Annotated in this window: 11 protein-coding genes and 1 pseudogene; 5 read left to right on the top strand and 7 right to left on the bottom strand. The window is 69.9% G+C overall.

Going from position 1 to position 12,482, the window contains the following annotated elements; all coding sequences use genetic code 11:
* Positions 1–7: 7 nt before the first annotated feature.
* A complete protein-coding gene (locus tag P3T27_RS33915) occupies positions 8–178 on the bottom strand; it encodes a hypothetical protein (RefSeq protein WP_280685120.1) in 171 nt (56 codons plus the stop codon).
* A 400-nt stretch (positions 179–578) separates the two neighbouring features.
* On the opposite strand from P3T27_RS33915, the gene P3T27_RS33910 reads away from it, so the two are divergent.
* The gene (locus P3T27_RS33910) at positions 579–3,227 is read left to right on the top strand and encodes a SpoIIE family protein phosphatase (RefSeq protein WP_280685179.1); all 2,649 of its coding nucleotides are present in this window, start codon (positions 579–581) and stop codon (positions 3,225–3,227) included.
* Positions 3,228–3,236: 9 nt separating this feature from the next.
* A complete protein-coding gene (locus P3T27_RS33905; RefSeq protein WP_280685119.1) occupies positions 3,237–3,794 on the top strand; it encodes a hypothetical protein in 558 nt (185 codons plus the stop codon).
* 305 nt (positions 3,795–4,099) lie between these two features.
* On the opposite strand, the gene P3T27_RS33900 is transcribed toward P3T27_RS33905, so the two are convergent.
* On the bottom strand, positions 4,100–4,648 hold the full coding sequence (locus P3T27_RS33900) for a YceI family protein (RefSeq protein WP_280685118.1): 549 nt from the start codon (positions 4,646–4,648) through the stop codon (positions 4,100–4,102).
* A 573-nt stretch (positions 4,649–5,221) separates the two neighbouring features.
* On the opposite strand from P3T27_RS33900, the pseudogene P3T27_RS33895 reads away from it, so the two are divergent.
* Positions 5,222–5,438 (top strand): annotated as a pseudogene (locus P3T27_RS33895) (transposase); the annotation flags it as partial.
* A gap of 85 nt (positions 5,439–5,523) precedes the next feature.
* On the opposite strand, the gene P3T27_RS33890 reads toward P3T27_RS33895, so the two are convergent.
* The 3 genes from P3T27_RS33890 to P3T27_RS33880 form a co-directional block, all read right to left on the bottom strand.
* Positions 5,524–6,480 (bottom strand): replication-relaxation family protein, encoded by a 957-nt coding sequence (locus P3T27_RS33890; protein WP_280685117.1) that lies wholly within the window; start codon positions 6,478–6,480, stop codon positions 5,524–5,526.
* A gap of 224 nt (positions 6,481–6,704) precedes the next feature.
* Positions 6,705–7,049, bottom strand: coding sequence for a hypothetical protein (locus P3T27_RS33885; RefSeq protein WP_280685116.1), 345 nt, complete (start codon positions 7,047–7,049; stop codon positions 6,705–6,707).
* Positions 7,050–7,114: 65 nt separating this feature from the next.
* Complete coding sequence (locus tag P3T27_RS33880; protein WP_280685178.1) at positions 7,115–7,693, bottom strand: replication-relaxation family protein; 579 nt, start codon at positions 7,691–7,693, stop codon at positions 7,115–7,117.
* Positions 7,694–7,824: 131 nt separating this feature from the next.
* Between P3T27_RS33880 and P3T27_RS33875 the strand changes: the two genes are divergently transcribed.
* Entirely contained in the window at positions 7,825–9,147 is a 1,323-nt protein-coding gene (locus tag P3T27_RS33875) for a hypothetical protein (protein WP_280685115.1), read from the top strand.
* 356 nt (positions 9,148–9,503) lie between these two features.
* Here the strand turns inward: P3T27_RS33875 and P3T27_RS33870 are convergent, their stop codons facing one another.
* Positions 9,504–10,445 carry an EamA family transporter gene (locus P3T27_RS33870; RefSeq protein WP_280685114.1) on the bottom strand — a complete coding sequence of 314 codons (942 nt, stop codon included), beginning with the start codon at positions 10,443–10,445 and terminating at the stop codon, positions 9,504–9,506.
* Between the two features lie 481 nt (positions 10,446–10,926).
* Between P3T27_RS33870 and P3T27_RS33865 the strand changes: the two genes are divergently transcribed.
* A complete protein-coding gene (locus P3T27_RS33865; protein ID WP_280685113.1) occupies positions 10,927–11,526 on the top strand; it encodes a hypothetical protein in 600 nt (199 codons plus the stop codon).
* Between the two features lie 256 nt (positions 11,527–11,782).
* On the opposite strand, the gene P3T27_RS33860 is transcribed toward P3T27_RS33865, so the two are convergent.
* On the bottom strand, positions 11,783–11,944 hold the full coding sequence (locus P3T27_RS33860; protein ID WP_280685112.1) for a hypothetical protein: 162 nt from the start codon (positions 11,942–11,944) through the stop codon (positions 11,783–11,785).
* Positions 11,945–12,482 lie beyond the last annotated feature (538 nt).

Below are 12,482 nucleotides of genomic sequence, written 5' to 3'. Positions count from 1 at the left end.
GTTCGCGTCAGGCAGTGGTGCCGAACAGATCGGCGAGCAGCCTGGTGCAGGCGGTCAGCTGCGCTACGGTCTGCTCGTCGCCGCCTCCGGGGCGGTGGAGTTCGACGAACGCCCGCGGCCGGAGGCGTTCGTCGCCGGCGCCGGCGGTGCAGGCGAGTTCGGCGGTGGGCCGGTACACCTCGGTGCTGTCGGCGGACAGCTCGGAGGCGGAGGCTGTCGGCGCCGTAGTGCTTGACGATCGCCCTGGTGGTGGGAGCCAGCGCGGGGACAGTGCGGACGGGCGGAGCAGGGCAGGGACGACGGGGAGGAGGCTCTCACCTCGGCCGCCGGCTCCAGGGCACCGACCTGCCTGACGCTCTGTCCGGCCCTCCGGCGATTCGAGCATGCATATTTCGAGGCTGGGTGGCAGCGTGGATGCCTCAAGATCCGGATGCGCGCGGACGGCCTGGATGCATGAGATGGACAGCCATGCCCTTGGGGGCACGACACCGGGCGGACCGGGAGAACACCGGTCTACCCGGGGCGGGCTGCGCTCGCGGCTGCGGGTGCGCAGTGTTGCCGGGCAGGTGTTCCTGTGGATGCTGGTCGTGGTGGTGCTGCTGGTCGGCGCGGCGCTGACGGCGCTCGTCCTCCAGGCCCGGAACTACGCCACGAGTGATGCCGCGCACCGCACGCGCGCCGCAGCCGTCACGTTGTCGCGCTATCCAGGGATGGCGGCTGCTCTGGACAGTGCCGATCCGACCGCGGTGCTGCAGCCGCTGGCCCTGGACGTGCAGAAGAGCGGCGGCTTCGACTACATCGTGATCTTCGGCACCAACGGGATCCGTTACGCCTCCACCGACCATCCCGAGCTGATCGGACAGCACGTCTACGGCTCCTACCAGGGGGCCCTGAAGGGGCCGGTCACCACGACCGAGACCACGCCGCTGGGACATGACATGGACACCGTTGCGCCGATTGCCAGGCCGGATGGTTCGGTCGCCGGCCTGGTCTCGGTGGGCCAATCCGTCAAGAATGCAACCAGCGTGGCGGCCCGGCAGTTGCCGGTCCTGCTCGGTGGTGCGGTGGCTGCGCTGGCCGCGGGGACGGGCGGGGCGGTGCTGGTGCGGCGGCGGCTGCGGCGCCAGACGCACGGCCAGGGCCCGGCCGAGATGACGCGGATGTACGAGCACCATGACGCGGTGCTGCACGCGGTGCGCGAGGGTGTGCTGATCGTCGGCGGGGACGGGCGGGTGGTGCTGGCGAACGACGAGGCCCGGCGGTTGCTGGAGCTGCCGCCCGAGGTGGAGGGGCGGCCGGTCGCCGAGCTGGGGCTCGATCCTGGGCTGGCCGAGCTGCTGGTGTCGGGGCGGGCCGCCACCGACGAGGTGCACCTGGTCGAGGACCGGCTGCTCGCGGTCAACAACCGTCCGACCGCGCCGTTCGGCGGGGGGCCGGGGAGTGTGGCGACGGTCCGGGACACTACCGAGCTGCGGGCGCTGGCCGGGCAGGCCGAGGCGGTGCGGGCGCGGCTTAGGCTGCTGTACGACGCGGGGCTTCGGGTGGGCACCACCCTGGACGTGGTGCGGACCGCGCAGGAGCTGGCGGATGTGGCGGTTCCCGGGTTCGCGGACTTCGTCACGGTCGAGCTGGCCGAGGCGGTGCTGCGGGGGGACGAGCCGCTGCCGGGTACGGGTATTGCTGGCGGCCCGCGGATCCGCTGTGTGGCCGCCGGCGGCATCCGCGAGGAGTGGCCGTTCTATCCGGTGGGTGCGCAGATCAGTCCGCTGCCCGGCACACCGGAGGCCACTGCCCTGGAGAGCGGGCGTGCCACGCTGGTGGCCGAGCTTCGTCGGGCGCGGGCCTGGCGGGCGCGCGACCCGCGGACCGCCGAGCGGATCCTCGCGTTCGGAGTCCACTCGCTGATCTCCGCGCCGCTCAAGGCGCGCGGCCTGACCCTGGGCACGGTCACTTTCTGGCGCGCGGGGGAGTCCGCACCGTTCGGGGAGGAGGATGTCTCCTTCGCTGAGGAGCTGGTCGCGCGCGCGGCGATGTGCGTCGACAACGCCCGCCGCTACACCCGCGAACACCGGATGGCCGAGACGCTGCAGCGTAGCCTGCTGCCCCGCAGCCTGCCCCGGCAGAGCGCCCTGGAGGTGGCCTACCGCTACCGGCCGGCGCAGCGGGGGGTCGGCGGGGACTGGTTCGACGTCATCCCGTTGCCCGGCTTCCGCGTGGCGCTGGTTGTCGGCGACGTCGTCGGCCACGGCCTGCACGCCGCCGCCACCATGGGCCGACTGCGCACGGCCGTGCTCAACTTCTCCGCCCTCGACCTGCCCCCGGACGAGCTGCTCGCCCGCCTCGACGAACTGGTCGCCCACCTCGACCAGGGTGAGGCGGCTGCGGGAGAAGGTGGCATCGAGGGCGAGGGTGAGCGGGCGGTCACGGGCGCCACCTGCCTGTACGCGATCTACGATCCGGTCTCCGGGCACTGCACGATGGCGCGGGCCGGGCACCCCCCGCCCGCGCTGGTGCAGACCGACGGCAGCGTGGAGTTCGTCGACCTACCCGCCGGCCCGCCGCTCGGCGTGGGCGGCCTGCCCTTCGAAACCACCGAACTCCAGCTGGCACCCGGCACCGCACTGGTGCTCTATACCAATGGGTTGGTCGAGTCCCGCGAGCGTGACCTGGAGAGTGGGCTCGCCGCGCTGCGTGACTGCCTGGCCGGCACCCGAGCCGACGGATCCCCAGAGGACACCTGCCGGGCGGTGTTCGACGCACTGGTCCTGCCCCAGCCGAGCGACGACATCGCACTCCTCATCGCCCGCACTCGCCTGTTCGAGCCCGACCAGGTGGCCACCTGGGACGTACCCGACGACTTCGCCGCCGTCTCCCGCATCCGCAATGACTGCGTCGCCCAACTGACCGTCTGGGGCCTGGAAGACCTGAGCTTTACCACCGAGCTGATCCTCAGCGAGCTGATCACCAACGCCATCCGCTACGGCACCGAGCCGATCCGCGTCCGCATGCTGCGTGACACCAGCCTGGTCTGCGAGGTCTCCGACGGCAGCAGCACCGCCCCCCATCTGCGCTACGCCGCCACCACGGACGAGGGGGGCCGGGGTCTGTTCCTGGTGGCTCAGATGGCCGAGCGGTGGGGGACCAGGTACACGGCCCGCGGCAAGGTCATCTGGTCCGAGCAACCGCTGACCGCACCCGAGTTCCAGTTCGAGGCGACGCTGCTGTAGCCCGGACCGATGGGCAGGGCGCACTACGGCCGGCGTCAGGCCGAGCGCGAGGCGGAGGCGGAGTTGCCGGCACCGGGAGCGGACGGCGCCGGCCTCACCGGCGCGCAGATCGCCGACCTGCCGATGGACGGCACCGGCGGAGCACTGGACATGCTGCAGGTGGCGGCACGGCTGTCGGTGCGCGCCTTCACGGCGCCGGCCGGCCTCGGCGCCGAACAGCGCGCCGAGCTGCTCGCCGCCGGCCGCGAGGACTTCGCCACGGTCCAGGCCTTCGCTGCCTCCACGATGCCGTACTTGTACAGCTGGAGCGTCGGGATGCTGGGGGCCTTCAGCTTCGCCTGGGCGTCCGGCCAGTCGTCGGTGTTGAGCAGGGCGGCCTTGACCCCTGCCGCTGGACTCCTCGGCGGCCGCCTTGAGGATCTCCGCGACCTGCTTGGAGGGCATCGACCACGGTGCCCAGAACTCCAGGACCACCGGCAGGTCCGATTTGATGACCTCGGCCTCGAACGAGCTCTCCGTCACGTTCACAATCTGCGCCGTGCGAACTCCCGTGATCACGCTTGGTAGCGTCGTCGCTACCTTAGGACGGCAGGGGTGGGCTCGCCCGGTAGCCGCCGTCGACCGGGGCCTCGGGGCGCCTTGCTCGTTCTGGCTCGGACCCGCTGGGGTATCCGGGGTGCGCCCATGTCGGCATGGCTTGGGCCCGCTGTGGCTGCCCCTGCCTACCGGCAAGGAGCGGAGGCAGTACCGGCGCGGCAGGCTCGCCGACCCGTGGGGAGGCCGGTCTCCTCCACGCGAGGCTCTGCCCGGCGTCGGGGCGTCAGGTGTGACCCGTTGCGCTTTAAGGGCGCAATGGACCGACCGGACAAGTCCTAGTCGCCGGGGGTGCTGCCTGCGGCGGGCACGGCGAGAATGTCGAGGGAAAGGGTGAGGTGACGGGCGGTCATGCCTTTGTCGACGGTAATGCCGAATGCGTACCTGTCGATTCTGGTGGTGGCGCGGAACCGGATTCCGTCGGCTGCGAATTCCGGCTGCTCGACGGTGAGTTCGACAGGCCGTGTGACGGCTTTGACGGTCAGTTCTCCGTGCAGGACGTACCCGGTGTCCGTGGTCTGGACGGCGTTCGAGGCGAAGGTTATGCGGGGGTGTGCGGCGGTGCCCAGGTACTTGGGTGAGCGCACGACCTTGTCGCGGGTACCGCTGTCGGTCGAGAAGCTGTCGGCGTCGATGACCGCCGTGGCCGACGACTGCGTGGGCTCGGCGGCAACGTGCACCTGCCCCGAGGTGAGGTCGAACGTTCCGCGTACGGCGCCCAGGCCGAAGAAGTGGCGCGTGGTGAAGGCGATCGTGCTGTGTCCGGCGTCGATGGTGTAGGTGCCGGGTGTAGGGGTGGTCGGTCGGTCGTCCGAGGTGTGCGGCACGTGAATCCTTAGGGAGGGGCAGTCAGTTCCGCAGTGGGGGCGAGGACAGCTGGGAGTGCTGCGTGCCAAGGCGTCCGGGTCCAGTCCGCCCGGTCGTGCTTCCGTCGTTGCGCAGGCCCACGGGAAGATCTCTTTGGCGTTTGACGTCGAGTTCCGGCACACGCGTGTCAGGCGCTGCTCCACCCTACTTGCGGTGATGCGCAGTTGCCCGGCGATTGAGAGATCGGTGCAGTCCATCACGGCCAGCGCGGCGACCCGTCGTTCGGAGCCGGTGAGGGAGGTGACGCCGTCGGCGCCCCGAGGGATGTCTCGAAGCGGCCGCGGCACTTCCACCAACTCCAGCTCTGGGTAAGGAAATTCGAAAGGACCCGCCCGGCGCCCCTCCGCACTGCGGGGCACCGGGACCCGAAATGCAGATCGTCCTCCCCGAAGGGGCTACGACTTCGCGCTCTTGGCACAGGTCGCGCTGACCGTGACGACGCCCGGCAGTTGTGCGGGCAACTCCCAGCACCTGTGCGAGTCGAGGCGAGGTCGTCTGTGGGGACGTGGACGAGCGAGCTGACGGAGGGGACCGTGCCCCAGATCTGGGCCGGAGTGGACATCGGCAAGAAGCACCACCACGCCGTGGTGATCGACGTGGAGGGCAAGCGGCTGCTGTCCCGCCGGGTCCAGAACGACGAGTCCGAGTTGCTCCAGCTTCCTGTCCGACGTCCTGGCGATAACCGACGACGTGCTGTGGGCCGTCGACATCAACCACGGCAACGCTGTCCTGCTGATCGGTCTGCTCCTCAAGACTCGCCGAACTTCGTTGAGACGGGTCAGGCGGGACGGGCATCAAGGTGTCGGTGTCGGTGCCGGTCAGGACCAGGTGTCGGTCAGCTCCACCAAGTGCCCGGCCCGGCTTCGAGATCGGCGATCGACCACCAGACGTCGGAGCCGGGGCCTTCGTCCTCCAGGTCCTCCAGCTTGGCGACCCTGGCCGGGACGGTGGCCAGCATCTTGTCGACGTGCCGGGTGCGGGCGATGAGCTCCAGGTCGTCGGCGCGGTGGGCGAAGCCGGCCTGCCTGGTGCCGGTGAGGACGAACAGCAACCGGGGGAAGCGCACGTAGCGGCGTTCCCACAGTGGCACGCCGCCGCCCTTGGCCTCGATGGTGCCGTGCCAGACGCCGGGCGGCAGTGGCGCGGTGGCCCAGTAGCGGGCGTAGGCGTTGAGCTTGGCGGCCAGCCGGGGCCCGCCCATGGTGCCGCGGTCGACCTCGACGAACGCCAGGTTGGTGACCCGGGCGTCGTCTGCGTTGGTGCGGCTGTAGTAGAGCAGGCCGTCCGGGCGCACGGTGCCCTCGCGGCCTTCGGCGAAGCGGTGGGTGATCTCCGGGATGAAGTCGAACGGCCCGTAGGCGTCGCCTCGGCGGCGGGCGTCGGCGAGGAACACCAGGTGGGTGCGCACGACGGCGAGCTGGTGCCACAGCGTGTACTTGAAGGCGCTCTTGTCGCCGGGCGTTCTCGGGGCGGGGATGTCCGCCAGTTCGGGGAAGGCGCTGGCGACCCTCGCCCCGTGTTCGGTCAGGAACCAGGCCCGCTGCCGTCCGGCCTGCGGCAGCACCAGTTCCTCGGCCAGGCCCTCCTCGCGCAGCCGCCGCAGACGGGCCCGCATCTTCTCGATGCCCGCGTCCGGGGCGGTCAGCCGGCGCAGTTGCTCGGCGGTGGCGATCCGGAACTGGAACAGGGCGGCGAGCACGGCCCAGGTGATCTCCACCTCCCGCGTCTCGCTGTCCGGCTCCGCGCCCGTCCTCGCCCTGCTCTTCGTCCTGGAGCCGTCGCTCGTCGTCATCGCGGGGTTCCCCCTTCGGCTGGGCGCGGAGCCGGTGCTCCGCGCGGTCGCCGAAGGCAACCCCGCCAACCTTGGCGGATACCTTGGCGATCCACCCCTTCTGCGGCAACGATCACGTAACGGCCTTCACCAAGGTGGCGGCCCGTCAAGCCTCCAACCTTGGTGGATTCCTTGATGGCCTGCTTCCAACCTTGGAGACGGTCCCGGACACCTTGATGGTGGGGTCAGGCGCCCTGCAGGAGTGCGGGCTGGACGCTCAGCACGTGCTCCGTCGGTTGTTGCCCCTCGTACAGGGCGATGGCTTCTTCGAACCGCCCGGCCGTGAAGCACGCGCGCACCTGCTCCCCGACCGGGGTGCCCTCAGTGTTGAGACAGGCCAGATCCGCGCCGGCCTCCAGCGCGTCCGCCTCGGTGCGGTAGGCCCACACGGTGAGGGCCTGGACACCCCGGTCGCCGCGGTGGGCCAGCGTCCACATGCCCAGCCATGTCAGATCGCCTTCGTGGCCAGGGAGCCGGTCGACCTCGGGGCAGATGGTCACGTCCTGGATGAAGCCGCTGTTGCTCGTCATGCCCTCACGCTGGCAGAGCGGCCCCCGGCCAACGGGCGGTTCACCGCGAGACCCGCCCGTACGGGTTACAGCTGCCAAGCCCCGCACCGCGCCCGCTGGTGGTCGGTGAGTGAGTGCCAGACGGCGCCGTTGACACCGTGCTGCTCCAGATCGGCCAGGCGGGCCGCGCCGGCCTTCACACTCATCAGCATCCGGGCGACCAGCGGGTGGCCGTCGGCGATGGCCTGGAGGTCGCGGACGCGCTGCCGGGCGGCCTGCTCGCCGGTGTCCGCCAGGACGAACAGCAGCCGGGGGAAGGCCACGTAGTGCTGCTGCCAGGCCGGCAGCACGGTCTGCGCTCCAGCGGTGCGCCGCAGGTGGGGCGGGTTCGGGTGGTGGTCGTGGAAGCGGGCGTAGCCGATCAGCTTGGCGGCGAGCCTCTTGCTGGCCATGGTGCCGCGGTCGACCTCGACGAACGCCCGATACAGCGCGCGACCCGCTTCACTCGTCGCGTAGTGCAGCAGGCCGTCGGGGGCGACCGAACCGTCCCGCCCTTCGCTGTAGCGGTGGTAGACCTCGGGTAGGAAGTCCAGCGGCGAGCACCCGTCCCCGGCCGCGCGGGCGCCGGCCACGAAGGCGACGTGGGTGCGGACGACGGCCAGGATGTGCCCGAGCCGAAGCGCCCCTTATCTGGTGGTCCGGCCCGTTCTCGCTGGTCAGCGCCTTGGAGAGTAGTAAGGCACGTAAGGTACATCACCCGGCTTTTCAACTCCCGTCTGGCGTCCGGTACTGGACCGTGCTGGACGACGACCTCGTCGTGGTTCCCGCGGCCGACACGTTCTTGCGGCACGTGCGGTTCGGCAAGGACCAGGCGGAGCTGACGACCCGTACGTACGCCGGGCACGTCGCGCTGTACCTGCGCTGGTGCATACGGACGGGCCGCGACTGGCGGGTGGCGGCCGAGGAACTGGGGCTGTTCGTCGACTGGTTGAAGTTCGGCTCGAAGGCGGTCACGAGCATCGACCGTCCGGCTGGCAGTAGGTTCGTGTACCCGGGGCTGGGGCAGGAAGTTGACATGTATCCCTCCCTCGGACGAATCGGAACACTCCGGGCGGCTCCGGTCGTCGCCCTCGCCCTGGTCACCGCCAGCTTCACCATCGGCGCCACCCCCGCGTCCGCCGAAGTCTTCTGCGGGTCCCACTCCGTGGACGGCGCCATCTGGACCGAGTACACCCAGACCCCCGGCGTCCAGCGGTCGCTGGGCTGCCCCACCACCGACGAACTCGGCACCCCCGACGGCATCGGCCGCTTCCAGGCCTTTGACAACGGCTCGATCTACTGGACCCCCGACACCGGCGCACACGCCGTGTGGGGCGCGATCCGCCAGCACTGGGCCGACCTGGGCTGGGAGCGCGGCTATCTGGGCTACCCCCTCAGCGACGAGCTCACGAATCCCGACGGCTACGGCGTACGCCAGCAGTTCCAGGGCGGCACCGTCTACTGGAGCCAGTACAGCGGCGCCCACGCCGTCCACGGCCTCACCGGCTGGTGGTGGGGACAGAACGGGTACGAGAGCGGTTTCTACGGCTACCCGACGTCCGACGAATACAAAGAGGACTACGTCGGAGGCATCGAAGACAACAACACGGGCGTACGGCAGAACTTCCAGTCCGGCCGCTATATCCTGTACAACGGCGGCCAGTCCAACGCCTTCGAAAGCTGCCACACCGCATGCATCGGCTACGGCGGCATCACCAACACGAAGTGGGTGAAGAAGACCGAGGTCTACATGAACCTGGCGGACCAGAACAAGCGCTCCACGCATGTCACCCCGACCGACGCCGCGTTCGCGAGTACCTCACACTCGGACACCGCTTCCAGCGACTCGGCGGACAACTGGAAGCAAGTCTGGTCCAACACGCTCATGTTCCCGCACGCCACGCAGGGCGAGATGCACTCGACCTACGAGCAGCTGTACTGCCACGCGTCGTACTCCTACTCCAACGGCAACGGCGGCCACTGGGGCGGTCCAACCTGGGACCTGGAAGCCTGGCACTACGACATGGTCCCCTACGACGCGGGCAAAGCACTCCAGACCAAATGCAACTGGGGAGAGTAGCCCCCGCCTGACCTACGTCCCCCTGACCGAGCCGGCGGGGGGACGTCGTTATTTCTGCGTCAGCCCAGCATCCGCGCGAGCGCCGCGACGTCCGGCGCCACCGCGGATCGCCGTGACAGCCGACGACGTCCGCAGCGGCGGCTCGTGTCGCACGAGGCCAACACCGCCGACAGCAACTTCAAGCGGTTCCGGGATGGCTTTGTTCACGAGATTCGACAGCGTTTGTTCACGACTTCGGACAGCAGGACTTGGTCAGGCGATTCGAACAGCGCAGGCCTGCAGCCCGCTTGGTCACCGGACCGAACGAGGCTGGCCAGCCCAAGGGAATGACCACGCTGACCAGCCTCGTCGCTTCGTCAGTCCGTCGCGTTCAGCCGGGACTCTGCGACGGCGAGGCCGGCGATGGCGGCGAGCATCAATACCGTGCCGATGACCGTGGCCGCGGTGAGCTGCTCGCCCAGGAACAGCACGGCGAGCACTGCCGCACTGACCGGCTCGATGAGCATCACCACCGACGCTGTGGCTGCCCGGACCGCGCCCGCTCCGGCGAAGTACAGCGGGTAGGCGAGTGCCGTGGTGACGGTGGCGACGTAGAGCATCAGCAGCACGACATGGCCCAGGTGGGCGGTGTGCGGCACGAGGCCCTCGCCCCAGGCGAGCGGCAGCATGACAGCCGCGCCGACGGCAAAGGACCCCATCGTGAGGGTGTACGGGTCCTCACCGGCGCCATGCCGTCCGGTCCACCGGCCCAGGAGGTTGGAGACGGCGTATCCGGCGGCGGACAACAGCGCCATCGCCACCCCGACGGGGTGGACGACACCCTGCTGGTTACCCAGCACCAGGATCGCCAGGCCGGCCAGCGCGCCACAGACCGCCAGCAGGCCGCCTCGTCCGACGCGCTCACCGAGGAACAGGCGCCCGCCGGCGGCGGTGAACACCGGGGCCGCCCCGAGGGTGACGATGGTGCCCACCGCCAGTCCCGTGTCCTGCACGGCGGCGAAGTAGGCGGTCTGGAAGACCGCCAGGCCGACGCCGGTGCCCGCGAACAGCAGCACACGTCGGCCCACCGGCTGCGGCGTCCTGGACAGCTTGCGGGCCGGGCGAACGACGCTTGCTGCGAGCAGCAGTGCCACGCCGGTCAGGAAGCGCCAGAACGAGACGGCCATCGTCCCGAAGTCGCTGGACCGGTAGACGATCTCCACGGCGGCGCCGGTGGTGCCCCAGGTGATGCCGGCGAACGCCAGGTAGGCGAGGCCGCGGCGCACTGATCGGGGCGCCGTCACGGGGGCAGGGGTCATTGCAACAGCAGTTTTCGACACGGAAGGAATCTCCAGACGGAGCAGGTGGTCGTGGACTCGCGTCTGCGGGCACAACCACCCAGCGCGTCGCGGCCCGTGGCCTACCTACGCGCTGGTGTCGATGGCGACCCGCCTCAGAGGACGGGAGGCGCGAGAACTGCTGCACACATAGGGGCACTGTACGACATCGCCGGAAAGGCCCTTCCTCCAGCCCTCGGCCAGCATGCGGGGCCCTCCTCATGGAGCTGCGACCCCACCTCCATGCCACTGCGGCGACCCCGCCTGGAATCGAACGAAGGCAGCCGGGGTGCTGTCCGAAGTCGTGAACAAACGCTGTCGAATCTCGTGAACAAAGCCACCGGCCTGCCGGCGCAGCAACACCCGGCCACGTTACGTGCCGGTCCGGTGGATTCCGGGCCTGGATGAGAGGATCCATCCTCCCCCCGCAGGGTGTGAACTGGTGTCATATGAATGAGGCGACATGGCGGATACAGAGACCGGGCAGCCGTCCGAGAAGCCCAGCGTCCTCCAAGCGATCTGGGCCAGCACCCTGGAGCCGACGGCTCCGCTGTCCTGGTACCGCAGGGTGCCCCGTAAGGCCTGGATCGTGGGTACGGTGGTCGTCTTCCTGTTCACTGCGCTGACCGTGGCCACCGTGACCGGTGTGGGAGCCCCGTCCGCGCACCGGATCGTCCTGGTGGAGCGGATCGGTGACCAGGAGCGGATGCCGGACGACGGGGTGGTCGCGGCGGAGCGTGGCCGCCTCCGGAAGAACCTGACCGCGTTGAGCCGCTACCGGGACGTGTCGGTGGCGGGTTACGGGCCCGTCGGGTCGGGCCGCAGCATTCTGCTGGTGGTCGGGATGACCGGGAGTTTCCCCGATGCCCGGGGGGAGTTGGACCGGCAGTTCGGTGCGGTCTGGGGGTCCGACGTGTCCAGCGTGACCGGTGAGACCCTGCAAGGCCGCCAGGATTACCCGGCCGGCCCGCTCGGCGGCGCGCTCGACTGCGCGGTCCTGGCCGGGCCGAGCGAAGACGGCGAGGCGGTTCGGCCGTGTGACCTGCAGGAAGCCGACTGCTGACCCCACCGCGGTGGTGGAGGTGTTGTCGGCGCGGTCGGCAGGGCGTCCCGTGCCCCGCCGGCCTTCAGGTCCTGTTCGGCCCTACCCCCGGTCGGCTTTCTCGGCCTCCGGGTTGAGGAGGCGGTTCAGGCCCACCGGCTGAGGCCCCGGCATTCGTCTGCGTGTGGCCGGCCGCGCCGGTTCACCAAAGGCTTTCTTTGCAGATAGCAGATGGGCCGTCACCGGTGCCGCGGTGAGGGCCCATCACGGGTGATGCTCATACGGTCGGGCCGACCAGACCTGTCAGGGCCAGGTGTGCGCGTCGGGCGGTGCGCTCAGCGCGGCTCTTGAGCCGGAGCGCGCGCGCGAGGCGGTGCTTCTCGGCCTCCCGCAGACGCTCGTCGATCGTCGCCCGCGCCACCTCGAGGTGGTAGGTCATGGTGCTCCCCCTGTCCGCAGGTGATCCGTCGGCATCACCGCGATGCCGACCCTTCGGACCACCCTCTGCGCTTCAGAGTCTACACCCAAATACGAGACAAGGCCTTGCATTTAACGTTCCGTTCAAGAAATTGCCTGCTGATCGAAGGCTTTGATGTCGATTGGCTCCCAGGTTCCGCGTGGCGGCATTTCGGTGCCCGGATCCCTGCTCAGGCCGTCGCTCCGCTCGCCGGTCCTGGTGGTCCGGTGCCGCTCGGCGACCGTCGTCCTCCTGGCCGTCCCGGTCGGGCGGGTCGGGACGGATCGGGTCGGGGTTTCGTGGGGTGGTTGCCCGCCCCGGGCAATGGTGTGGGGGCGGGCAACCCAGTCAGCCTACGAGAGGCGCTTCGCCGGGTGCTTTCGTCACCGGCCGTTGGTGACGAAGGCAGCGTGGATCCGGCCGGCGGTGAGCTGCCCCGACTTTCGTGGAGTCCGCGATCGTGTGATCAAGCGACTTGCGGGTGTTGCTCCAGTCCCGTCCAGTACGCCTGCTCGTACTC

The sequence above is a fragment of the Kitasatospora sp. MAA19 genome (genome assembly GCF_029894125.1).
In the GTDB taxonomy this organism is placed as follows: domain Bacteria; phylum Actinomycetota; class Actinomycetes; order Streptomycetales; family Streptomycetaceae; genus Kitasatospora.
This window is presented reverse-complemented; position numbering and strand designations above follow the sequence as displayed.